Source organism: Pseudomonas sp. Sample_21 (assembly GCF_004307525.1).
Taxonomy (GTDB): Bacteria; Pseudomonadota; Gammaproteobacteria; order Pseudomonadales; family Pseudomonadaceae; genus Aquipseudomonas; species Aquipseudomonas atacamensis.
This window is the reverse complement of record NZ_RCNZ01000115.1, coordinates 49,228-72,117: the sequence shown is the minus strand read 5'-3', so window position 1 is coordinate 72,117 and position 22,890 is coordinate 49,228. Positions and strand designations below refer to the sequence as shown.

Sequence of the window (22,890 nt, the reverse complement as noted above, 5' to 3'; positions counted from 1 at the left end):
ACAATTTTTTGATTGTGCTGATTCTCGACCATAGGATCACGGCGACACAAGCCACTTTTTGAGCGCGACCGACATGCACACAACATCGACTGCGGCCCACCCGGCGCTGGAAAAAACCAGCGGCTGGATCAACGGTTTTATCGGCGTGCTGATTTTCAGCGGTTCGCTGCCGGCCACACGTTTGGCGGTGCTGGAATTCGATCCGGTGTTTCTGACCATGGTGCGAGCAGCGATCGCCGGCGCACTGGCCGTAGCACTTCTGCTGTTGTTCAAGCAACCGCGACCGTCGCGCCATCAGTGGCTGTCGCTGTTGATTGTGGCACTGGGCGTGGTGTTGGGTTTCCCGCTGCTGACCGCGTTGGCATTGCAGCACGTAACGTCAGCGCACTCGATTGTGTTTGTAGGATTGCTGCCGCTGGCCACGGCGATGTTTGGTGTCTTGCGTGGCGGTGAGCGGCCACGTCCAGTGTTCTGGATCTTTTCAGTGCTGGGCAGCGCATTGGTGGTGGGCTTTGCCCTGTCCCAAGGCGTGAGCGCCTCGCCCACCGGCGATCTGCTGATGCTCGCGGCGATCCTGGCCTGCGGCCTCGGTTACGCCGAAGGCGCGAAACTGTCGCGCAGCCTCGGCGGCTGGCAGGTGATCTGCTGGGCGCTGGTGTTGTCGTTACCGCTGATGACAGTGCTGAGCCTGTGGCTGGCGCCCGCCTCGTTCGCCGACATCAGCTTGCCTGCGTGGATGTGCCTGGGCTACGTGTCGCTGTTCAGCATGCTGATCGGCTTCGTGTTCTGGTATCGCGGTCTGGCACAAGGTGGAATCGCAGCGGTCGGGCAGTTGCAGTTGCTGCAGCCGTTTTTTGGTCTGGCACTGGCGGCGACGTTGTTGCATGAGCAGGTCAGTGTCGGCATGCTCGGCGTCACGCTGGGGGTGATTCTTTGCGTGGGCGGAGCGAAGAAATTCGCCAAGTAATGTTCAGTGTTCGGCTTTCCATTGCCGTGGACTGAGACCGGTCTTGCGCCGAAATGCCCGGGCCAGCGCCGACGGACTTTCGTATCCAACCTCCTCGGCAATCAGTGCAATCGGGCGGCCTTCGCGCAGGCGTTTCTGCGCAAGACTGACGCGCCAGCTCAGCAGGTAATCGGCCGGCGTCTGCCCGACCACACGGCGGAACTGCTCGGCAAAACCGGCGCGGGACTGGTTCGCCGCCGCCGCGAGATCAGCGACACTCCAAGGCTTGTGCGGCTGCTCGTGGATCAGGTTCAAGGCGCGAGACACGCGCGGATCAGCCAGTCCGGCCATCATGCCCGGTTGCTGATCTCGACTGCCGATGAGATGGCGCAGCAGCAGAATCACCAGCAATTCAAACAGACGATCCATCACCGCCACGCGCCCGCAATGCCCTTCAAAAGCTTCGTTGAACAGCCAGTCAAGGGTGCTGCGCAATTCCGGGATGTCGGTGAGTTTCAACACCAGATAGTCCGGTAACGCGGCGGCCAAGGCATTGCCCGAGCCACCGTCGAAGGTCAGCGAGGCGCACACCACTTGGCTGGCCATGGCCTCGTCGGCAAACATCCGGTGAGTGAAAGGCCGGGGAAAGAAAATCAGCGACGGTTCTTCCAGGCGAATTTCCCGCTCGTTGCCCGGTTTGAGCAGCAACGCCCCGGCTTGCAGAACATGCACATGGCCGACCGGTTCGCCTTCGTGAACGCTCACGCCGCAAAACGCGCCGCTATGGAAGGTGCCGGCGTTCACACCGAAATGACTAAGTAATGTGGAAAGGCGATCCATGGCTGACTCCCGAAGGCATATCTGGACGATCTGCCGCATATCCTCGACGATTTGCCGCCAAGGCGCCATTGGCAGCCCCTAAGATCTCTCCATCGCCGCTGCACTTCGCTGCGGAATTTCGGAGAATCACCATGAGCCGCATCCCTGCAATCAGCCTCGACACCGCCACCGATGCCACCCGTCCTGCACTGGAAGGCGTGAAGAAAAAAATCGGCTTCCTGCCCAACGTCTTCACCACCCTCGCCCAAGCGCCGGTTGCATTCGACACTTACCTGCAAGCCTCGGCCATCCTCGGCAAGACCTCATTGAGCGGCAGAGAGAAAGAAGCCGTTTACCTCGCCACTTCGCAGGTCAACGGTTGCGACTATTGCCTGTCCGCACACACCGTGTTTGCCGGCAAAGCCGGGCTGTCGGCGCAGGACATCATCGCAGCACGTCAAGGCGAACTGAATGCCTACGCCGCCCTCGCCCGCCAACTGACCGAAACCCGTGGCCACTTGAGCGATGAACAGTTGGCCGCTGCCCGCGCTGCCGGTATCGATGACCGCAAGATCATCGAAGTCATTGCCCTAGTGGCCGTGCAGACATTGACCAACTACCTGAACAACACGGCGCTGACCGACATTGATTTCCCGACCGTCGAGGCCTGAGCAGTCGCTCACGAACTGAAGAAAAATCCGCTGGCGAAAAGATGCTCTTTTCGCCAGCGCTGTTTTTTGCTGCCATGATGTAGGTCAGAATAATTCGCAGCGCAAACAGTGTCTGGTGCGCTGAAACCAAACACCCTGCGCGCAGGTCTTTGTTCTCAGACAAATGCCCCGGAAAGACACGAACCCCATGACAGACTGGTTGCAAGACAACGGCGAGATGGCCGGGCAGATCCGCCGTCACGACTGGGCGAATTCGCCCCTCGGCCCGTTGGAAAACTGGCCCGATGTACTCAAGACCACTGTCTCGCTCAGTCTCGCCTCGCATTTTCCTCAGGCGATCGTCTGGGGCCCGCAACTCATCACACTCTATAACGACGCCTTCGTACCGATTCTCGGCGACAAGCCGCACGCGTTGGGACGCCCTTTCAGCGACATCTGGAAGGAAGCCTGGCACGAGATCAGCCCGATTGCTGAGGCCGCGTACGCCGGCCAGGCCACTTACATCGAAAACTTCGCTCTGCAGATCGAACGCGGCAAAGGCCCGGAGCAGGCGTTCTTCACTTTTTGCTATAGCCCGATTCGTGATTCCCACGGCAATGTCGTCGGCATGATCGACACCGTCACCGAGACCACCCAGACCGTTTATCTCAACCGACGCCTGGCCGTCCTCGATGCCATCGGCGAAGCGGTGACCAATGCCACGGATGCGCAAGCAATCCTGGCGGCAAGCACGCGGCTGATGGTCGAGCAACTGCGTCTGTCCAATTGCGCCTACGCCGACATGGATGCCGACGAGGATGGCTTCACCATTCGCGGCGACTATGCAGCGCCGGGTTCGCCGAGCATCGTCGGCCACTACCGTTTGCGCGATTTCGGCGAGAAAGCCGTACGTCTTCTGCGCGCGGGTCAACCGTTGGTGATCCACGACAACCGCAGCGAATTGCCGCCGGAAGAATCAGCGACCTTTCAGGGCATAGGCATCACCGCCACCATTTGCGTGCCGCTGATCAAGCAAGGCCGTCTTACCGCGTTAATGGCCATTCACGACAAAGTGCCGCGTGTCTGGTCGAGCTTCGAACAGGCGCTGCTCAGCGAAGTCACCGAACGTTGCTGGGCGCACATCGAACGGGTGCGCGCCGATGCGAACGTGCGCGAGGGCCTGCTCGCATTGGCCGAACTCAATGCCACGCTGGAGCAACGGGTCGAAGAGCGCAGCCTGCGTCTGGCCCAGGCCGAGTCGGCGTTGCGCCAGTCGCAAAAGCTCGAAGCCATCGGCCAATTAACCGGCGGCGTCGCCCATGACTTCAACAATTTGCTGACGATCATTCGTTCGTCGGTGGATTTTCTGCGCCAGCCCAACCTGCCGGAAGAACGCCGCCAGCGCTACATGCGCGCGGTGTCCGACACCGTCGAGCGGGCCTCCAAGCTGACCAGCCAGTTGCTCGCCTTCGCCCGCCGTCAGCCGCTCAATCCGCAGGTAGTCGACGCCGGCGAACGTTTGGCAAACATCGGCGAGATGCTCGAATCGGTCACCGGCGCGCAGATTCACGTGTGCGTCGAGCGCCCGGATCACCCCTGCTACATCCGCGTCGATCTCAGTCAGTTCGAAACAGCATTGATCAACATCGCCCTGAACGCTCGCGACGCCATGAATGGTCAGGGTGAGCTGAAATTGCGCCTGGAGTGCCATAAAGCGCTGCCGCCGATTCGCGGCCACGCTGGGTCCAGCAGCCATTTCGTGTCGATTGCCCTGGCCGACACCGGTGCCGGCATCGACGCACACACCCTCGAACACATCTTCGAGCCGTTCTTTACCACCAAGGCTGTCGGCAAAGGCACGGGGCTGGGGCTGTCGCAGGTGTTCGGCTTCGCCAAGCAATCGGGCGGCAACGTCGATGTTTCCAGCGTCCTTGGTCAAGGCACCGAGTTCACCTTGTATTTGCCGCAAGTGCCGGCGATCGAGGCAGAAATGGACGAGGCAGAGGACGATGGCGAGGTGCAGCCGGCCTGCGAAAAACGCCGGGTGCTGGTGGTCGAAGACAATCTCGATGTCGGCCGTTTCGCCAACCAGATCCTCCAGGATCTGGGCTATGAAACCGCGTGGGCGACCAACGCCGAAGAAGCCCTGCAGTTGGCCGGTAGCGATGCCAGCGCGTTCGATGCGGTGTTTTCCGACGTAGTCATGCCGGGCATCACCGGCGTCGCGTTGGCCAAGGAACTGCGCCAGCGCCGCCCCGATCTGCCGGTGATTCTGACCTCCGGCTACAGCGAAGAACTGGCGCGCAGCGGGTACGAAGGTTTTGAATTTCTCGCCAAGCCCTACTCCGCCGAACAGGTCTCGCGGATTCTCGGCAAGACCTGGCTCAAGGACGCAAAACCAGCGGCGTCAGTCGTGATCGACGCCGGCGCGCTTGAGTAATTTCTTGCAGCGTTCCGACAGATGAAACACCTGTAGATGCTTGCCCGCCTTGGCGTAGCGTTCACGCAGGGTTTTCAATGCGGCGATCGCCGAGTAATCGACAAAGCTCAGGTGTCGGCAGTCGAGAGTGACTTTGGCCGGGTCGTTGGCCGGGTCGAACTGATTGAGAAACGGCGTGGTCGAGGCAAAGAACAGCGTGCCGTGCAGGCGATAGAGCTTGCTGCCGTCGGCCTCCAGATGTTCATCGGCATACAGCTCGCGGGCCTGCTGCCAGGCGAAGTTGAGCGCAGCGATGATGATCCCGCACAGCACGGCCGTGGCCAGATCGGTGAACACGGTGATGGTAGTCACGGCGATGATCACCAGCACATCGTGCAGCGGCACCTTGTTGATCACCCGCAACGACGCCCAGGCGAAGGTCTGCTGCGACACCACGAACATCACCCCCACCAGCGCGGCGAGCGGAATACGCTCGATCAGCGGTGACAGAAACAGAATGAACAACAGAATCAGCACGCCGGCAACCACGCCGGACAAGCGCCCGCGCCCGCCGGAGCTGAGATTGATCACGGTCTGCCCGATCATCGCGCAACCGCCCATGCCACCGAACGCCCCGGACACCATGTTCGCCGCGCCGAGCGCTACGCACTCGCGATCCGGATAGCCACGGGTTTCGGTGATCTCGTCGGTCAGGTTCAGCGTCAGCAGGGTTTCCAGCAGGCCGACCATCGCCATCAGGATCGCGTACGGGGCGATGATGCGCAGCGTTTCCAGGCTCCACGCAATGTCCGGCATGGCGAACGTCGGCAGACCGCCGGCAATGTGCGCCATGTCGCCGAGGGTGCGGGTCGGCAGCCCGAACAGGTAGACCAGCAGGCCGACACCAAGGATCGCCACCAGGGCCGGCGGTACCGCTTTGGTCAGGCGCGGCAGGATGTAAACGATGGCCATGGTCAGTAGCACCAGCCCGGTCATCAGATACAGCGGCGTACCGCTGAGCCAGTGCTCGCCGCTTTTGAAGTGCTCCAGTTGCGCCAGCGCAATGATGATCGCCAGGCCGTTGACGAAACCGAGCATCACCGGATGCGGCACCATGCGCACCAGTTTGCCCAAGCGCAACAGCCCGAACGCCATCATGATCAGACCGCCGAGCAGCACCGTTGCCAGCAGATATTGCACGCCGTGTTGCACCACCAGCGCGACGATCACCACCGCCATCGAACCCGCCGCACCGGAAACCATGCCCGGTCGACCGCCAAACAACGCCGTCAGCGTGCAAATGATGAACGCGCCGTACAGGCCCATCAGCGGATTGAGATGCGCGACCAGCGCGAAAGCAATGCATTCGGGCAACAGGGCGAACGAGGTGGTGAGTCCGGCGAGGACATCGGCGCGCAGACGAATCGGTTTCATGGCTTACCTGACTGAGCGGCCGCTGGGCACGGCTGCTGTTTTCGCGAAAAAAGAGGGAGGCGAATGTTACGGAATTGTTCAGCCTCGGGCCAGTGAAACGCTGACATGGGGTGGCGCGGGCCTTATCCTTGCAGGCTTGTCCATCGAATCGAGTCGCAGCATGTCAGCGTTTTTGTCCGCCCGTGATGTGTGTCAGCGCCTGCGCGAAGCTGCGCTGGGCGTGCTTGGGTTCGAAGTCTGCCAGGTAATGTCCGAGACCGGGCTGATTGCCGTTGATATCGAGGGCTGGCATCTGCGGTTGGACTTCGCCGAGGGACACTTGCATCACTGTGAATACGCGCGCAACTGCGCCGGGGATGAAGCGACGCTGGACACTTGGCAGCGTTATGGCACGGACCCGGTGAGTCTGCTCAGCACGTGGGAATTGGCGCAGATCGAGCGGTTATTGCGTGGGGCGGATGGAGTTGTGGCTCAGGGCATCATTTCCAGAACCAGAGACGACTGACTTTCGTGCATGCGGTCATACCAGCCCTGCAGCACATCGGGCAGCCGCTTCTTCCACTTCGCCACGTTGGTGTAGTACCGCAGATGTTCATGGCTCTGGTCATCGTAGCTTTTGAAGATCAGCCAGACCTGCGCATCGGCCGCGCTCATCAGGATCCCGATGCCGCCGAGACCGCGCATCCACATTTCTACAACCTGAGCATCGGGCACATCTTTTGAGTCTTCGCCGACCTGCAAGGAACCGGAGGTCTCTACCAGTTTTTGGTAGTCGGTCTTGAGCAGCGAACGCAGTACCTGATCTTCTGCGGGCGTGCGAGCCAGACCCAGGCTGAGCAGATCGTAATCCAGCTTCAGCGGTTGTTCGGAGGCGACATACCGACCGGCGTAATACACGCCCATGCCTCCGCCGCAGTCGGAGTCCGCACCGGTTTGCGTGACGTTCAGTACGCCATTGATGGGCGTGAAAGCGAGTTTGCAGGCGTCCTCGGCGTACACGGCTGTTCCATCCTTGAGTATGGCAACGCCAGTCAAGTCTCCGGAATTGGCGCCCTCGCCTGCCGAGATATCGATGGCGATATGCGTGGCATTACGACGTTGGGTGACAAGGGTCGCCGAGGTCGAGGTGCCGCGCGGAATCAGTTGCCAGGTGGCATCCCAACTGAAGGGCTGAACCGCGTGATCGAGCTCAGTGAGGCGCATCAGGTATTCGCGCCGAAGACACGCGCTCAGGGCACCGCAGGCGTTGCGGCTTTTCAGCCACTGACGCTGGTCGGTTTTCAGCATATTGGGATCGGCAACTTTGCCCAGCGTGGTCCGCCATTGCTCGGCGAGCTTGTCGTCAAGGGTTGAGAGGTAGGGATCAGTGCAGATGGCTTTTTCGGTTTTGCTGGTGGCGTCGGTGCAATCGAAACTGCTGGCATGGGCGGTGCAGGCGAGGACGAGAGATGTCAGCGCCACGGCGTGACGCAGGTAGATAGCGAACATCGAGAGATTCCATTCTTCGGGCGGCGGGGATTATGCCAGTGCTGCTGCCGTAAATCGCCGCTGTCGTAGAGCCTGCTCACCCCTGTGGGAGCGAACCTGCTCGCGAAGGCGGTATATCAGTCGGTTTGATGTTGGCTGTCACAGCGCTTTCGCGAGCAGGCTCGCTCCCACAGGGGTTTTATGTGGGTTCAGATGGTGATTTGGGCTGCCGGTTTGACGTCGATTCGTGCCACGGAACTGGTCAGGGCGGCGAAGTCCTTGTTGTGTTCGGCAATGATGTCCTCGGCGCTCATGTTGCCGTTATCGACCGTTGAATGCGCATCTCGCGCGACGACGATGTCGTAGCCCAGTGAATGCGCGCTGCGCACCGTGGCGTTGACGCAGTAATCGGTTTGCAGGCCGCAGATGATCAGGCGTTCGAAGTCCTCGCTGGGCAGCAGCTTGCCGAGATCGGTCTGGTAGAAAGAGTCCCCGGTGGTTTTGTCTACGCGCAGGTCTTTCGTAGAAGTCAGAAGGTTTTTCGCCAGTTGCCAACCCTCAGCACCGCGAACAAATGAGCCGTCCTTTTCTTCGTGCTGAATCAAAACCACCGGAACGCCAGCCGTACGGGCGCGTTGGCTGAGATCATTGATCGTGGCGATCACGCGGTCGATTTCAAAGCACTGATATTCACCAGCACACAGCGCCTGCTGGACGTCGATGATCAGTAATGCGGTGGTCATGTCGAGCCTTCCTTGATCAGTCCTTGAGAATAGGGCGGACCTGCGCCCGCCCCTTTTTACTCCGCTCAGTAACCCAAAGACAAGCCGGTATTGCGCCGTGGATCGTTGGCGCCGTAGAAGCGATTCTTGCCAACCGGTTTGCCGTCCAGTGACGGCGCGCCGACCAGAATCGCGGCGATGTGGTTGGCATCCTGCGGGCCGGCAAACTTGTGGCCCCAGCTTTCCAGGATTTTTTTCGTATCCGGGCTGGCGGCGAAGTCTTCGAGGTTGGTTTCCTCCGGCATCCACTGCTGATGGAAGCGCGGCGCGTCGACCGCTTCCTGCAAGCCCATGCCGTAATCGATGACGTTGAGCATGGTCAGCAAGGTCGCGGTGATGATCCGGCTACCACCCGGCGTGCCGACCACCATCACCACTTTGCCATCCTTGGTGACGATGGTCGGACTCATCGACGACAGCGGCGCCTTGCCCGGTGCGATAGCGTTAGCCTCGCCTTGAACCAGCCCATACATGTTCGGAACGCCGACCTTGGAGGTGAAGTCGTCCATTTCATCGTTGAGGATCACCCCGGTCTTGCTCGCCATCACGCCCGCGCCGAACCAGTCGTTGAGCGTGTACGTCACCGAAACGGCATTGCCCCACTTGTCGACAATCGAATAGTGCGTGGTGTTGCTGCCTTCGTGGGGCGCTACACCGGGCTTGAGCTCAGCCGACACGCCGGCCTTCTGCGGCTGGATGGCGTTGCGCAGTTTGGTCGCGTAATTCTTGTCCAGCAGATGCTCGATCGGATTCTTCACGAAATCCGGATCGCCGAGGTAGCTGTTGCGATCAACGTACGCGTGGCGCATCGCTTCGATCTGGTAGTGCATGCCCTGAGCGGAATGGAAGCCCAAGTCCTTCATCGGATAGCCTTCGAGGATATTCATGATCTGGCAGATCACCACCCCGCCGGAGCTCGGCGGTGGCGCCGAGACCACGTGATAGCCGCGATAATCGCACTCAACCGGGGCCAGTTCGCGAGTCTTGTATTTGTCCAGGTCGGCCTGGCTGATGATGCCTTTGTTGGCCTGGCTGGAAGTGACAATGGCATCGGCGACCCAACCTTTGTAGAAGCCGTCGGCGCCCTTGTCGGAGATTGTCCGCAGGGTTTTCGCCAGATCCTTTTGCACCAGTTTCTGCCCGACCTGCATCGGCTCGCCGTTGCTGAGGAAGATCGAGCCGGAATCGCGCATGTCCTTCTTGAACACATCCGTCGCGTATTCGAGCAGCTCGACATCGCCCTGCTGCAATTCGAAACCGTCTTCGGCCAGTTTGATCGCCGGGGCAATCATCTCCTTGCGCTGTTTGGTGCCGTATTTGCTCAGCGCCAGCTCCATGCCGGACACCGTACCCGGTACGCCGACCGCCAGGTGCCCGCGCGTGCTCAGTTCCGGAATGACATTACCGTCCTTGTCCAGATACATGTTGGCGGTCGCTGCCAGCGGCGCTTTTTCGCGGAAATCGAGGAAGGTCTTGCGCCCGTCCGCCAGTTGTATGGTCATGAACCCGCCACCGCCAAGGTTGCCCGCAGCCGGATAGACCACCGCCAGCGCATAGCCCACGGCCACTGCCGCATCCACGGCATTGCCGCCGTTTTTCAAAACGTCGACGCCGACATGGGTCGCCAGATGTTGCGCGGTGACCACCATGCCGTTTTCCGCCGCAACCGGCGCCACTGATGCCGCGTGAGCCATGAGACAGCTGAGCGCCAAGGAGGTCGCAATGAGCGATCTGGCCAAAGGTTCGTACTTCATGAGTCGATCTCTTTTTGTTTTTGGGGACTGCGCAAAACGCAGGGCAACACTTCAGGAGCAACAAGCAGTATGGCCGGCTTTGCGTATTGCGCCTCCCTGTTCAGCCAGTATGCTGAGCCATCGCAGCCGTTGGCAGCTCCTGCCCGAATCAAGCGAAGAGGTTATTCATCGCTGCGTACTGCAACAGCATGATGGTCTTGGCATCGCAGATCTCGCCGCGTTGAAACGCTGCCAGTGCCTCATCGAAGCCCCACTCGAGCACTTCCAGTTCTTCGGTTTCCTCTTCAAGGCCACCACCGTCGCTGACTTTGGACGCCGCGTCGTATTCAGCGATAAAGAAGTGCAGTTTCTCCGTCACCGAACCGGGACTCATGTACGCCTCGAATACTTTTTTCACGTCGTGCACGCGGTAACCGGTTTCCTCCTCGGCTTCGTCACGAATGCGCTGCTCGGGCGCGGCACCTTCCAGCAACCCGGCGGCCACCTCGATCAACAATCCATCGTGGCCGTTGACGAACACCGGCAAACGAAACTGGCGGGTCAGCACCACCGTGCGCTTTTCGCGGTTGAACAGCAGAATCGCCGCGCCGTTGCCCCGGTCGTATACCTCGCGGGTCTGGCGCTGCCATTCGCCGTTGTTGCGGTGGTAATCGAAAGTGATTTTCTTCAACAGATACCAGTCGTGGGACAACACCTGAGTGTCGACGATGTTGACCCGTTCGGCTGTGTTGGACATCGCGTCTGATCCTGTCTTCATGGGGGGACTGCCATGGTCGATCAATTGCGCCGACAAAAAAAGCCCGGCAGCGCTACCGGGCTCGTTCAGCCTGCGCGGTTACTGAAAGTCGACGTCGAAGGCCTGGTAGAAGGCGTTGCCGGTATTGGCGACGATCCACATCAGCACAATGACGTGATGACCCTGCTTGTTCGCAGGCAGCTTCACTTGATGATCGACCTTGGCCTTCAATTCGCCGGCATGGCTGTAATACGGCACTTGCGGGTAGAAGTCTTCGAAGAACGGCTGGGTTTCCAGCTGCGCACGGCTGATGCGTTGCTGTGGATCCCAGCCGTCTTTGGTGATCAGCCAGCGATAACCACGGGTGGTGTGCGGCGCGGTGTACGCCCAGCTGACCTCGAGAATCTGCCCCGGATCGACATTCAGCAGCGGCCAGTTGAATGAACGGCCGAGCTTCTTGCTCATCTCGTCGTCGGTGTAATTGACGCAATCGCGGGCATCGGTCTTGCCGCCGCTGAGAATGTAGCCATCGGCCGGCGGCGCGACGCTGTCCGAGTCGGTCTCGAAAGGTTGCGGGAAAGGTCCGGCGTCCATGGCCGGAAAGTTCTTGCCACCTTCCATTTCATTGACTTGCCAAGCGCCGAGCAGGCCGAGGTCGATGGCCACTGCGCCGCGACTCGCTGGCGAGATGACACGACCGTGTTTGAGTTGGGTTTGTGGGATTGCCTGATTCATCTTGCTCACTCCGTTGATTTGAGAACTCTCCTTCCCGAGGAGAGGCCTTCAAGCTAACGGAGGTGAATTTTTTGTCCATCGGCGCTTTTGTCACAGTCCCAGTGTGCAAGACGTAAAAAGCCCGGAAACACTGGATGCATAACCAGTGCTCGACGACGCATCGCACTCAACGTGTAGCTGAACACCTACACGCCGAGTCGCCTTTGGTCATTCAGACAGTTGCGCCTGATACTCCTTTTCGTACTGCCCGGCGAGTTGGCTTTTCTGTTTATCGTCGAGCAGCTTGCCGGCCATCTGGAAGAATTTGTGCTCTTCTTCCTCGAGGTGGTGATGAACCTTGTCGGAAAGCTTTTTGGCCGTGGCCAGCCAGGCCGGACTGGACATTTCGGTCTCGTCGAGCTCTTCCATCATCTCGTCCATTTCGTGGTGTTCGGCGATGGCGTGGCGGCTCAGGTCCACGCCTTCATCGATTTCCATCAACGGAATGTAGAAATGCCGCTCTTCAGCGGTTTCATGGGCTTGCAGTTCTGCTTTGAGCTGCTTGTAGGCCTCGACCCGCTCAGGGCTGTCGCCGCTGGTCGCGATCAAAGCCTTGGCGTAAGTGCGCTGGCGCTCGTGGCTTTCGCGCAGGGCTTCAAAAATATTCACGGGATTTCCTCATCAATCGCGCTCAGGGAAAGACGCGATAAAAGCCTAGACCGCAACGCTGGTTTGACGGTTCCGCTTGTTCGATCGAAGGGCTTGGAGGCGTTTGCCCGGACGGGTTAGGCTGGGCGTTCAATTACACAAGGAAGTCATGCATGAATTTGCGTATCGAGTTGACGCAGAGCCCTACCGAGGAACAGCGTCAGGCCATTCTGCAGCCGCTGATCGAATACAACGATGCTCAAACCGGCGGTTCGAAATCCGAGCCGTTCGCCTTGATGGTCAAAGACGAAAATGGCGAAATACTGGGCGGTTTGTACGGGCGAATGATTTTTCGCTGGATGTTCATCGAGCTGCTGTCCGTGCCGGAACAGGGTCGCGGACAGGGTATCGGCTCGAAATTGATGGCTCAGGCGGAAGCCCTGGCCAGGGAAAAGAATTGCTACGGCCTCTGGCTCGACACGTTCGATTTTCAGGCGCCGGAGTTCTACAGGAAGCTGGGGTTCAGCCAGTTTGGGGAAATCGTTGACTACCCACCGGGGCACAAGCGGCACTACTTTCAGAAGCGCCTGATCGATTGAGTCATGCCGTATTCGCGAGCAGGCTCGCTCCCACAGTGCAATGCATTACAACTTGTGGGAGCGAGCCTGCTCGCGAAAGCGTCAACCGCTTCACCCCATAATCACAGGCAGGTCGCCATCGCCGCCATCCGCCGCATCGCGACAAAATCACTCTTCTGCGCGTAATAGTTCAAGGTCGTACCTGACGCTTCGGTGATCACATCGACAAACGACTCTGCCGAACGCGTATAAACCGTAGTGCCGCCGGACTCGCGCGGTTCCAGATAGGCCGCCGCGTCGACGCCAAACACCGCTTCGTCCTGCCAGGCGAATTGCACGCACCGGGCGACGTCTTTCTCCGGCTTGTCCGAGGTCAGGACCTTGTCCGGGCTCTTGCTGCGAGCATCGTTCATCACCGAACCGGCGCACCCGGCCAACAGGGCCGCCGCCAGCACTACCATCAGCATTCGCATTGCATTTGCTCATCGAGAAAAAAGCGGACTGTAGCACTGCGACGCGGCAAATCGTTCTGCTTTACTGTTTTTATGCGCGACATGCGCAAGCAGGTGCGGCACCCTATGGTCATCAGTCACACAAGGAAATTACATGGCGCCTAGCGACCAGCGACATGAACAGGCTTTGAAACTGTTTCTCGATGCGCGACCCGAACTACGTGAAACCCTCGACCATCTCAACCCGCTGCTGGCTCAGGCCAAGGGCGAAACCCAGGCGCAGTATCGCGAAGAACGCTTGCATGAGGCGTTTGAGGAAGAAGCGGAGAGACAGAGGTTGTTCGCCTGGGAGCTGACGTTGCAGTTGACCGCTGCTTCGCCCGAGGAATATCAGGCGCAACGGCTGGAAGTGCATCGGGAAGTGGCGGAAATGGCGGGGATGGGCTGGATCGAGTATTGCGAGCTTTACGGCATCACCCCGTAATCGATGTAGGAGCTGCCGAAGGCTGCGATCTTTTGATTTTGCTCTTCAAGAACAAAAGATCGCAGCCTTCGGCAGCTCCTATAAAGGTATCTGCGCAAAACTCGGGTTTCGCGGCACGCGCAATAAAGCTTTATCATGGCCGCAGTTTCGCTGATCGAGTCCATCATGAAGTTCGCCATCGCGCTGTTTTCCGCCGCCCATGCGCCCTCCTCGCGCCGTGCCTTGCTGTTTGCCCAGGCCGCGCTGGCCGGCGGCCATGAGATTGTTCGGCTGTTCTTCTATCAGGACGGCGTGTTCAACGCCTCCGATGCGGTGGTGACCCCGCAGGATGAACTGGACGTGCCCAAGCAATGGCGCGCCTTTATCAACGAAAAGCAACTCGACGGCGTGGTCTGCATCGCCGCCGCTCTGCGCCGTGGTGTGTTGAACGAAGAAGAAGCCAAGCGTTACCAGCGTGAAGCGATTTCGCTCAGCACGCCGTGGGAATTGTCCGGTCTGGGTCAATTGCACGACGCCGTGCAGGACGCTGATCGGCTCATCTGTTTCGGAGGCGCTTGAACATGGCCAAATCGCTGTTGATCATCAGCCGCCAATCGCCTTGGTCCGGCCCCGGCGCGCGGGAAGCGCTGGATATCGTGCTCGCCGGTGGCGCCTTCGATCTACCGATCGGTTTGCTGTTTCTCGATGACGGCGTGCTGCAATTGGCCGCCGGGCAGAACGCCAAGGCCGTGCAGCAGAAAGACCTCAGCGCCAATCTGCAGGCGCTGCCGATGTTTGGTGTCGAAGAGCTGTTCTATTGCGCCGAAAGCGCCAATGCTCGCGGTCTTGGCAACCTGTCGCTGGACGAAGCGCAGCCGCTTGCTGCTGAACACATCACCGCCCTTATTGACCGTTACGATCAGGTGATCACCCTCTGATGTCGACTTTGCATGTGTTGTCTCATTCCCCGTTCGGCGACGATCGTCTGAGCAGTTGTCTGCGCCTGCTCGGCAGCGCCGACGCTGTGTTGTTGTCCGGCGATGCGGTGTATGCGATGCAACCGGACACTGCGCCGTTCGCTGCTCTGCAAGAGCGACCAATCAATCTGTTCGTATTGGTTGAGGACGCACAGGCGCGTGCGATCGAGGTTCCAGACTGGGCCGAGGCCATTGACTACCCGGCCTTCGTCGAACTGTCGATCCATCACGCCAAGGTCAACAGCTGGCTATGAATTCAATGACCGTCGGCGCCCGCGCCATCGAACTGGACAAGGACGGCTTTCTCGTTGACCTCAGCGACTGGTCGGCTGAAGTCGCCAGCGCCCTCGCCGCCGCCGAAGACATCGAGTTGACGCCCGAACACTGGGAAGTCCTTGAGCTTCTGCGTAGCTTCTACGCCGAATTCCAGCTATCGCCGGCCACGCGTCCGCTGATCAAGTACACCGCGTTGAAACTCGGCGCCGACAAAGGCAACAGCCTGCACCTGAACCGACTGTTCAAAGGCACCCCTGCCAAACTCGCCGCGAAACTGGCGGGCCTGCCCAAACCGACGAATTGCCTATGAACGACTTTCCAGCATTGACCCTCGAAACGCCTGCCGAGCACCCGTTCGCGCAATTCGTGCGCATTCTCGGCAAGGGCAAGCGCGGCGCCCGCGACCTGACGCGCGAGGAAGCCCGCGAGGCCATGGGCATGGTGCTCGATGACAAGGTCGAAGATACGCAACTGGGTGCCTTCCTGATGTTGCTGCGGCACAAGGAAGAAAGTGCCGAGGAAATGGCCGGTTTCACCGAAGCCCTGCGCGCACGCTTGCACGCGCCCGCATTGAATGTCGACCTGGACTGGCCGACCTACGCCGGCAAAAAACGCCACCTGCCGTGGTATCTGCTGGCGGCCAAGTGCCTGGCGCAAAACGGCGTACGCATCTTCATGCATGGCGGCGGCGCGCACACGGCCGGGCGTCTGTACAGCGAACAACTGCTGGGCGAACTGAACATTCCCCTGTGCCGCAATTGGCAGCAGGTCGGCGCGGCACTGGACAACGGCGGCCTGGCGTTTATGCCGCTGGTGGACTGGGCGCCACAGTTGCAAAAGATGATCGACCTGCGCAATACCCTGGGCCTGCGGTCGCCGATCCACTCGCTGGCGCGGATTCTCAATCCGCTCGGCGCACGTTGTGGCCTGCAAAGCATTTTCCACCCGGGCTATCAGGCGGTGCATCGCGATGCCAGCGGCTTGCTCGGCGACACGGCAATTGTGGTCAAGGGCGATGGCGGTGAAATCGAGATCAACCCCGACGCCACCAGCCACCTTTATGGCACCAGCGGCGGTCAGAGCTGGGACGAAGAATGGCCGCAGCTGTCAGCGCAGCGCCACGTCAAACCCGCCTCGCTGGACATCGAGCACTTGAAAGCCGTGTGGCGTGGCGATGTGGTCGACAGTTACCCGCAAATGGCCTTGATTGCGACCATGGCCCTCGCCCTGCGCGGTCTCGGTCAGAATCGCGAACAGGCCTTCGCAACCGCAGAACAGTACTGGGCGGCGCGCAACACATCGATCTAACCGATCATTAGCGCCCGATCTTTGCGCTTTTTGTTCGAACTCATCGGAATAGACTCGACTCCAACGAATATTGGTTTTGGGAGTCTTGATCATGGGTTTACTCGTCGACGGCCACTGGCAGGACAAGTGGTACGAAAGCAGCAAGGACGGCGCGTTCCAGCGCGAACAAGCGCAACGCCGCAACTGGGTGACCGCCGACGGTCAGCCAGGCCCCAGCGGTGAAGGCGGTTTCACTGCCGAAGCCGGGCGCTATCACCTCTATGTTTCCCTCGCCTGCCCTTGGGCGCATCGCACGCTGATCCTGCGCAAACTCAAAGGGCTGGAAAGTCTGATCGACGTGTCGGTGGTCAGCTGGCTGATGCTGGAGAACGGCTGGACTTTCGACAAAGCGCTCGGCTCGACCGGCGACAAACTCGATGGCTTCGACTTCATGCATCAGCGCTACACCGCTGACACGCCTGATTACACCGGGCGCGTGACGGTGCCAGTGCTGTGGGACAAGAAACTCAAGCGCATTGTCAGCAATGAATCGGCGGAAATCATCCGCATGTTCAACAGCGCCTTCGACGGGCTCACTGGTAACGATCTGGACTTTTATCCGGCGCCGCTACGCAACGAGATCGATGCGCTGAACGAGCGGATCTACCCGGCGGTGAACAACGGTGTCTATCGTGCCGGATTCGCCACCTCGCAACAGGCATACGAACAGGCGTTCGATGAAGTATTCGCCGAACTGGATCATCTGGAGCAACTGCTGGGTGCCAATCGCTACCTGAGCGGGGAATACCTGACCGAGGCCGACGTGCGCCTGTTTACCACGATGGTTCGCTTTGACGCGGTGTATCACGGGCACTTCAAGTGCAACCTTAGGCGGATTGCCGATTACCCGAACCTGTCGAACTGGCTGCGCGAGATGTATCAGTGGTCGGGAATTGCCGAAACCGTGGATTTCCAGCACATCAAGCATCACTACTATGGCAGCCACAAGACCATCAACCCGACCGGCGTGGTGCCGAAGGGGCCGCAGCAGGATTTCAGCGTAGCGCATGATCGCGAGCGGTTGATCGGGAAAGGGGTTTGGCGCCGGGGTTGATTAGCTCGGTGTTTTCGAGACCCCGTTCGCGAGCAGGCTCGCTCCCACACCGGATTTGTGCATGACACAGATCCAATGTGGGAGCGAGCCTGCTCGCGAAGGGAACGACGCGGTGTTTAGACCTGCGCCTGCGCCCCTTCAAACCACGCCAGCTTCTCGCGAAGTTGTACCACTTCGCCGACGATCACCAAGGTCGGTGCATGCACTTCATGCTCCGCCACCATTCGCGGAAGATCCGCCAGCGTGCCGGTGAAAACCCGCTGATTGACTGTAGTGCCCTGCTGAATCAACGCCGCCGGGGTATCCGCCGCGCGACCATGCTTGATCAACTGTTCACAGATGATCGGCAAACCCACCAGGCCCATGTAAAACACCAGCGTCTGCGCCGGGGCGACAAGATCGGCCCATGGCAGATCGGTGGAACCATCCTTCAAGTGGCCAGTGACAAACCGCACGGACTGCGCATGGTCACGGTGGGTCAGCGGAATCCCCGCATAAGCAGCGCAACCGCTGGCCGCGGTAATGCCGGGGACCACCTGGAATGGAATACCGTGGGCCGCGAGTTCTTCGATCTCTTCGCCACCGCGGCCGAAGATAAACGGATCGCCACCCTTCAACCGCACCACGCGCTTGCCGGCCTTGGCCAGATCGACCAGTTGCTGGTTGATCTGATCCTGCGGCACGGCGTGTTCGGAGCGACGCTTGCCGACATACACCCGCTCGGCATCGCGACGGCACAACTCAAGAATTGCCGGCGCCACCAGGCGGTCATAGAGCACCACATCGGCTTGCTGCATCAGACGCAGCGCGCGGAAGGTCAACAGATCCGGATCACCCGGGCCGGCACCGACCAGATAAACCTCGCCAGTGGTGACCATGGGCTCGCCATCGACCTTGGCCTGCAACAGGCGCTCGGCTTCAGCGCCCTGCCCGGCCAGTTGACGATCGGCAATCGGGCCCTGGAAAACGTCTTCCCAGAAGCCGCGACGTTGCTGAACATCCGGAAACAGGTTTTTCACCTGATGGCGAAAACGCGCAGCCAATCCAGCCAACTGACCGTAAGTCGAAGGAATCCAGGTTTCGATTTTCGCGCGGATCAGGCGCGCCAGTACCGGCGCATCGCCGCCGCTGGACACGGCGATAATCAACGGCGAGCGATCGACGATCGCCGGGAAGATCACGCTGCACAAGGCCGGCGCATCGACCACGTTAACCGGCACGCAACGGCGGTGGGCGTCGGTGGAGACTTGCGCGTTGAGCGTTTCGTCGTCGGTAGCGGCAATGATCAGCCCGCAACCGTCCAGATCCGTTTCGGCGTAACCGCGCAACAGGCATTCACCGCCGCTGGTAGCGACCAGTTCAGCCAGTTGCGTTTCGATTTCAGGTGCGACCACCCGCAGCAGCGCACCGGCATCGGCCAGCAGGCGGGATTTGCGCAAGGCAATTTCCCCCCCACCGACAACCAACACACGACTGCCGCGCAGGTTGTGAAACAGCGGCAGATATTTCATTTAGCCGATGACCTCGAGGCCACCCATGTACGGCTTGAGCACGTCCGGCACGCGGATCGAACCGTCGGCCTGCTGGTAGTTTTCCAGCACGGCAACCAGAGTACGACCGACCGCCAGGCCGGAACCGTTCAAGGTGTGCACCAGCTCGGGCTTGCCGGTTTCCGGGTTGCGGAAACGCGCCTGCATGCGCCGCGCCTGGAAGTCACCGCAGTTGGAGCACGAGGAGATTTCGCGGTACTTGTCCTGGCTCGGAATCCACACTTCCAGGTCATAGGTCTTGACCGCGCTGAAGCCCATGTCGCCGGTGCACAGCGCCAGGGTGCGGTAAGGCAGACCGAGCAGTTGCAGAACCTTTTCGGCGTTGGCGGTCAGGCCTTCCAGCGCTTCCATCGATTGCGATGGCTCGACGATCTGGACCATTTCGACTTTGTCGAACTGGTGCTGGCGGATCATGCCACGCGTGTCGCGGCCCGACGCACCGGCTTCGCTGCGGAAGCATGGGGTATGGGCGACGAACTTGATCGGCAGCAGTTTCGAATCGACGATTTCGCCGGCAACGATGTTGGTCAGCGACACTTCGGCAGTCGGGATCAGGTACAGATCGGCTTCGCCTTCGCGGGCGATCTTGAACAGATCCTCTTCGAACTTTGGCAACTGGCCGGTGCCTTGCAGCGCCGGAGCCTGAACCAGATAAGGCGTGTAAGCCTCTTCGTAGCCATGTTCGGTGACATGCAGGTTGATCATGAACTGCGCCAGTGCGCGATGCAGCCGCGCGATCGGGCCACGCAACAGCGCAAAGCGCGCGCCGGACAGCTTGGCGGCGGTTTCAAAGTCCAGCCAGCCGAACTTTTCGCCGAGGGCAACGTGGTCTTTGACTTCGAAATCGAACTGAGTCGGCGTGCCCCAGCGGCGCACTTCGACGTTGTCGTCTTCGTCCTTGCCGACCGGAACCGACTCGTGCGGCAGGTTCGGGATACCGAGCAGGATCGAATCGAGTTCGGTCTGGATCGCATCCAGCTCGACCTTGCCAGCGCTCAGCTCGCCCGCCATGCGCTCGACGTCCGCCATCAGCGGCGCGATGTCTTCGCCACGCTGCTTGGCCTGCCCGATGGATTTGGAACGCGCGTTACGCTCAGCCTGCAGTGCTTCAGTGCGGGTCTGGACGGTCTTGCGCTGTTCTTCCAGCGCTTCGATGCGCGCGGTGTCCAGGGCAAAGCCACGGGAAGCCAGGCGGTCCGCTACGTCCTGAAGGTTGCTACGTAACAGTTTGGAATCGAGCATGTCGGTTTCTCGTTATCAAAGTTTGGTCAGGGACAGGCCGGCCCACGTCGCGAGCAGCCCGCCGAATACGCTGAGTGCGGCATAGCCCAGGGCCAGCAACACTTGCCCGCTTTCCAGCAGGCGCACCGTATCCAGTGAAAAGGATGAAAAAGTCGTCAGCCCCCCGAGGAAGCCGACCATCAACCCGGCGCGCACTTCGATCGGCACCTCCGGGCGTATCAGAAACAGGCCGTACAACACGCCAATCAGCAGGCAGCCCACGATATTAACGGCCAGCGTCGCGGTATAGAAGTGCCGCGGCCAATTGGCGCTGACCCAATTACCGGTGGCGAAGCGCAACAAGGTGCCGGCAACACCGCCGACCGACACTGCAAGGATCAATGGAAGCACTATTTTCTCCGCTGCCGAGGGCTCAGACGATCGAGCTGAGCGAGGTGATTGAGCTTCTCGCCGATCTTCAACTCCAGGCCACGGGGCACTGGCTGATAGAACGGAATCGGCTCGAGTTCTTCCGGAAAATAGTCTTCGCCGGCGGCATAGGCGTCCGGCTCGTCGTGGGCGTAGCGGTATTCGTCGCCATAACCCAATTGCTTCATCAGCTTGGTCGGTGCATTGCGCAAATGCAGCGGGACTTCCAGCGAGCCGTTCTCAGCCGCTGCGCGCAGCGCGGTTTTGAAGCCCATGTACACCGCATTGCTTTTCGGTGCGCAGGCCAGATAAGTAATGGCCTGGGCGACTGCCAATTCGCCCTCGGGGCTGCCGAGACGCTCCTGCACTTCCCACGCCGCCAGGCACAGGCTCAGCGCACGCGGATCGGCATTGCCGATGTCTTCGCTGGCCATGCGCACCACGCGGCGGGCCAGATAAAGCGGATCGCAGCCGCCGTCGATCATCCGCGCAAACCAGTACAACGCGCCGTCAGGGTTGGAGCCGCGCACCGATTTGTGCAAGGCCGAGATCTGGTCGTAAAACGCTTCACCGCCCTTGTCGAAACGTCGACGGGTGTCGCCGAGCAGGCTTTGCAGCAGCTCGATGCCGATTTCGCTGTTGTCTTCGGCCAGATCGGAGGCGTTTTCCAGCAGATTGAGCAGACGCCGGCCATCGCCATCGGCGGCCGACAGCAGCATCTGGAAGCCTTCATCGCTCAGGGTCAGGTTGCGCTTGCCCAGCCCGCGCTCTTCGGTGAGTGCGCGGTGCACCAGTTTGCGCAGCGCCGCCTCGTCGAGGCTTTTCAGCACGTAGACGCGGGCACGCGACAACAGGGCGTTGTTGAGTTCGAACGAAGGGTTTTCAGTGGTGGCGCCGATGAAGATCAGCGTGCCGTCTTCAACGTAGGGCAGAAACGCGTCCTGCTGCGACTTGTTGAAGCGGTGCACTTCATCGACAAACAGGATCGTGCGCTTGCCGTACTGGCCGGCCTGCTGCTTGGCGATTTCAACGGCCTGGCGGATTTCCTTGACCCCGGCGAGCACCGCCGAAACCGTTTCGAAGTGCGCATCGGAGACTTCTGCGAGCAAGCGCGCCAGGGTGGTCTTGCCCACGCCCGGCGGCCCCCAGAAAATCATCGAATGCAGCGCGCCCTGCTCCAGCGCCTCACGCAGAGGCTTGCCGCGAGCGAGCACGTGTTCCTGACCGACGTACTCATCCAGATTGGCCGCACGCAAACGCGCGGCCAAGGGTTGGGCAATCGGTGCACTGCGAAACAGATCCATCACGTAGCGTTGAAACCTCTGATTTTCTGAAATCTGCTGAAGAACCTGTGGTGAGGGGATTTATCCACGTTGGGCTGCGAAGCGGCCCCAAAAGCGACGACTGCTGCGCAGCCGGACGGGGTTAAATCCCCTCGCCACAATAGCCCCTCAATAGCAGGCCCTCACCACAAAGGCCCTGACACAAAAGGCTGGTGTTTATTCCTGGATAACGTCGGCACCCTTGGGAATGTCGAATTTGAATTTCGACGCTGGCACCGCTTCGTTGGCCTTGACCCCGGTAAACAGGATATTGGTGCGCTGGCCGACACTGTCGATCAGTTGCATGTCATTGAGCAGACCGTTACGGAACGACAGGCGCAGGTTGTCGAACAGGGTGTCCTTGGTTTTCGGCTTGAGAGTGAAGTCGATCACGCCGCCCGCCTCTTTCGCGCTGATATCGAAGCTCTGGCTGATCTTCGAGACATCGCCGGACAGCAGCAGCGCCGGCGTCTGGGTCAGACGCTCGTCGAGCTTCTTGATGGTCGCCTGTTCCAGGTCCGGGTCCCACAAGGTGACTTTCTTGCCATCGGAGACCATGGTCTGCTCGGCCGGCGCGTTGGTGTGCCAGTAGAACAGACCCGGACGCTGCAGGGTCATGTTGCCGGTGGTTTCTTGCAACTGGGTGCCGGTGCCGTCGAGGGTCAACTGCGAAAAGTTCGCCGACAGGGTTTTCGATGTTTCGAGCAATTGGGTCAGACGCGCCACGTCCTTTTCATCGGCGTGGGCCGTGAGTGTGGTCAGCGCCAGTACTGGCAACAGCATGCGGATAAGGCGCATGAGAGTCCTCTTGAATAATCGTGGGAGAGCGAGTGACGCGTCATTGCGCCACCC

Annotated in this window: 26 protein-coding genes; 12 read left to right on the top strand and 14 right to left on the bottom strand. The window is 60.2% G+C overall.

Annotated elements, in window-relative coordinates; all coding sequences use genetic code 11:
• Positions 1 to 73: 73 nt before the first annotated feature.
• Positions 74 to 967, top strand: a complete 894-nt coding sequence (locus D8U71_RS22265; protein WP_130888686.1) for a DMT family transporter — start codon at positions 74 to 76, stop codon at positions 965 to 967.
• A 3-nt stretch (positions 968 to 970) separates the two neighbouring features.
• Here D8U71_RS22265 and D8U71_RS22260 read toward each other — a convergent pair whose 3' ends face one another.
• Positions 971 to 1,786 carry an AraC family transcriptional regulator gene (locus D8U71_RS22260; protein ID WP_123442139.1) on the bottom strand — a complete coding sequence of 272 codons (816 nt, stop codon included), beginning with the start codon at positions 1,784 to 1,786 and terminating at the stop codon, positions 971 to 973.
• Between the two features lie 131 nt (positions 1,787 to 1,917).
• Between D8U71_RS22260 and D8U71_RS22255 the strand changes: the two genes are divergently transcribed.
• Both D8U71_RS22255 and D8U71_RS22250 read left to right on the top strand, forming a co-directional pair.
• Positions 1,918 to 2,436 (top strand): carboxymuconolactone decarboxylase family protein, encoded by a 519-nt coding sequence (locus D8U71_RS22255; protein WP_130888685.1) that lies wholly within the window; start codon positions 1,918 to 1,920, stop codon positions 2,434 to 2,436.
• A 187-nt stretch (positions 2,437 to 2,623) separates the two neighbouring features.
• Positions 2,624 to 4,855, top strand: coding sequence for a response regulator (locus D8U71_RS22250; RefSeq protein WP_016775250.1), 2,232 nt, complete (start codon positions 2,624 to 2,626; stop codon positions 4,853 to 4,855).
• Here the strand turns inward: D8U71_RS22250 and D8U71_RS22245 are convergent.
• Positions 4,823 to 6,268: a SulP family inorganic anion transporter gene (locus D8U71_RS22245; protein ID WP_130888684.1), complete on the bottom strand. Its 1,446-nt coding sequence runs from the start codon at positions 6,266 to 6,268 to the stop codon at positions 4,823 to 4,825. The genes D8U71_RS22250 and D8U71_RS22245 overlap by 33 nt on opposite strands.
• Before the next feature lie 160 nt (positions 6,269 to 6,428).
• On the opposite strand from D8U71_RS22245, the gene D8U71_RS22240 reads away from it, so the two are divergent.
• A complete protein-coding gene (locus D8U71_RS22240) occupies positions 6,429 to 6,773 on the top strand; it encodes a hypothetical protein (protein ID WP_130888683.1) in 345 nt (114 codons plus the stop codon).
• On the opposite strand, the gene D8U71_RS22235 is transcribed toward D8U71_RS22240, so the two are convergent.
• From D8U71_RS22235 to D8U71_RS22210, 6 genes are all read right to left on the bottom strand, one after another.
• Positions 6,740 to 7,756: a lysozyme inhibitor LprI family protein gene (locus tag D8U71_RS22235; protein WP_130888682.1), complete on the bottom strand. Its 1,017-nt coding sequence runs from the start codon at positions 7,754 to 7,756 to the stop codon at positions 6,740 to 6,742. The two genes, D8U71_RS22240 and D8U71_RS22235, sit on opposite strands and share 34 nt — an antisense overlap.
• Positions 7,757 to 7,944: 188 nt before the next feature.
• On the bottom strand, positions 7,945 to 8,478 hold the full coding sequence (locus D8U71_RS22230; protein WP_110600826.1) for a cysteine hydrolase family protein: 534 nt from the start codon (positions 8,476 to 8,478) through the stop codon (positions 7,945 to 7,947).
• A gap of 65 nt (positions 8,479 to 8,543) precedes the next feature.
• Entirely contained in the window at positions 8,544 to 10,271 is a 1,728-nt protein-coding gene (gene ggt, locus D8U71_RS22225; protein WP_024013396.1) for a gamma-glutamyltransferase, read from the bottom strand.
• 148 nt (positions 10,272 to 10,419) lie between these two features.
• Entirely contained in the window at positions 10,420 to 11,007 is a 588-nt protein-coding gene (locus D8U71_RS22220; RefSeq protein WP_024013397.1) for an NUDIX domain-containing protein, read from the bottom strand.
• Between the two features lie 99 nt (positions 11,008 to 11,106).
• Positions 11,107 to 11,742 (bottom strand): lytic polysaccharide monooxygenase auxiliary activity family 9 protein, encoded by a 636-nt coding sequence (locus D8U71_RS22215; RefSeq protein ID WP_016775256.1) that lies wholly within the window; start codon positions 11,740 to 11,742, stop codon positions 11,107 to 11,109.
• 207 nt (positions 11,743 to 11,949) lie between these two features.
• Positions 11,950 to 12,390, bottom strand: coding sequence for a hemerythrin domain-containing protein (locus tag D8U71_RS22210; RefSeq protein WP_024013399.1), 441 nt, complete (start codon positions 12,388 to 12,390; stop codon positions 11,950 to 11,952).
• A 152-nt stretch (positions 12,391 to 12,542) separates the two neighbouring features.
• Between D8U71_RS22210 and D8U71_RS22205 the strand changes: the two genes are divergently transcribed.
• Positions 12,543 to 12,968 (top strand): GNAT family N-acetyltransferase, encoded by a 426-nt coding sequence (locus tag D8U71_RS22205; protein WP_130888681.1) that lies wholly within the window; start codon positions 12,543 to 12,545, stop codon positions 12,966 to 12,968.
• A gap of 101 nt (positions 12,969 to 13,069) precedes the next feature.
• Here the strand turns inward: D8U71_RS22205 and D8U71_RS22200 are convergent, their stop codons facing one another.
• Positions 13,070 to 13,420 (bottom strand): hypothetical protein, encoded by a 351-nt coding sequence (locus D8U71_RS22200; RefSeq protein ID WP_024013401.1) that lies wholly within the window; start codon positions 13,418 to 13,420, stop codon positions 13,070 to 13,072.
• Positions 13,421 to 13,553: 133 nt separating this feature from the next.
• Between D8U71_RS22200 and D8U71_RS22195 the strand changes: the two genes are divergently transcribed.
• The 7 genes from D8U71_RS22195 to D8U71_RS22160 all read left to right on the top strand — a co-directional run bounded on the left by D8U71_RS22195 (position 13,554) and on the right by D8U71_RS22160 (position 17,516).
• On the top strand, positions 13,554 to 13,883 hold the full coding sequence (locus D8U71_RS22195) for a DUF6388 family protein (protein WP_073471290.1): 330 nt from the start codon (positions 13,554 to 13,556) through the stop codon (positions 13,881 to 13,883).
• 165 nt (positions 13,884 to 14,048) lie between these two features.
• Entirely contained in the window at positions 14,049 to 14,441 is a 393-nt protein-coding gene (gene tusD / locus D8U71_RS22185) for a sulfurtransferase complex subunit TusD (RefSeq protein WP_122691927.1), read from the top strand.
• A gap of 2 nt (positions 14,442 to 14,443) precedes the next feature.
• Entirely contained in the window at positions 14,444 to 14,800 is a 357-nt protein-coding gene (gene tusC, locus D8U71_RS22180; protein WP_130888679.1) for a sulfurtransferase complex subunit TusC, read from the top strand.
• Complete coding sequence (gene tusB / locus D8U71_RS22175) at positions 14,800 to 15,093, top strand: sulfurtransferase complex subunit TusB (RefSeq protein WP_130888678.1); 294 nt, start codon at positions 14,800 to 14,802, stop codon at positions 15,091 to 15,093. Before tusC ends, tusB begins: the two co-directional genes overlap by 1 nt.
• Positions 15,090 to 15,425: a TusE/DsrC/DsvC family sulfur relay protein gene (locus tag D8U71_RS22170; RefSeq protein ID WP_016770652.1), complete on the top strand. Its 336-nt coding sequence runs from the start codon at positions 15,090 to 15,092 to the stop codon at positions 15,423 to 15,425. Before tusB ends, D8U71_RS22170 begins: the two co-directional genes overlap by 4 nt.
• Positions 15,422 to 16,423: a glycosyl transferase family protein gene (locus D8U71_RS22165; protein WP_024013405.1), complete on the top strand. Its 1,002-nt coding sequence runs from the start codon at positions 15,422 to 15,424 to the stop codon at positions 16,421 to 16,423. The genes D8U71_RS22170 and D8U71_RS22165 overlap by 4 nt, the downstream gene beginning before the upstream one ends.
• Positions 16,424 to 16,514: 91 nt before the next feature.
• On the top strand, positions 16,515 to 17,516 hold the full coding sequence (locus D8U71_RS22160; protein WP_130888677.1) for a glutathione S-transferase family protein: 1,002 nt from the start codon (positions 16,515 to 16,517) through the stop codon (positions 17,514 to 17,516).
• Between the two features lie 116 nt (positions 17,517 to 17,632).
• Here D8U71_RS22160 and cysG read toward each other — a convergent pair whose 3' ends face one another.
• The 5 genes from cysG to lolA all read right to left on the bottom strand — a co-directional run bounded on the left by cysG (position 17,633) and on the right by lolA (position 22,836).
• A complete protein-coding gene (cysG, locus tag D8U71_RS22155) occupies positions 17,633 to 19,027 on the bottom strand; it encodes a siroheme synthase CysG (protein ID WP_024013407.1) in 1,395 nt (464 codons plus the stop codon).
• Entirely contained in the window at positions 19,028 to 20,308 is a 1,281-nt protein-coding gene (serS, locus tag D8U71_RS22150; RefSeq protein WP_024013408.1) for a serine--tRNA ligase, read from the bottom strand. It lies immediately after the preceding gene.
• Between the two features lie 15 nt (positions 20,309 to 20,323).
• On the bottom strand, positions 20,324 to 20,698 hold the full coding sequence (crcB, locus tag D8U71_RS22145) for a fluoride efflux transporter CrcB (protein ID WP_123442126.1): 375 nt from the start codon (positions 20,696 to 20,698) through the stop codon (positions 20,324 to 20,326).
• Entirely contained in the window at positions 20,698 to 22,020 is a 1,323-nt protein-coding gene (locus D8U71_RS22140; protein ID WP_051600478.1) for a replication-associated recombination protein A, read from the bottom strand. The genes crcB and D8U71_RS22140 overlap by 1 nt, the downstream gene beginning before the upstream one ends.
• 195 nt (positions 22,021 to 22,215) lie before the next feature.
• Positions 22,216 to 22,836 (bottom strand): outer membrane lipoprotein chaperone LolA, encoded by a 621-nt coding sequence (lolA, locus tag D8U71_RS22135; RefSeq protein WP_016775262.1) that lies wholly within the window; start codon positions 22,834 to 22,836, stop codon positions 22,216 to 22,218.
• Positions 22,837 to 22,890 lie beyond the last annotated feature (54 nt).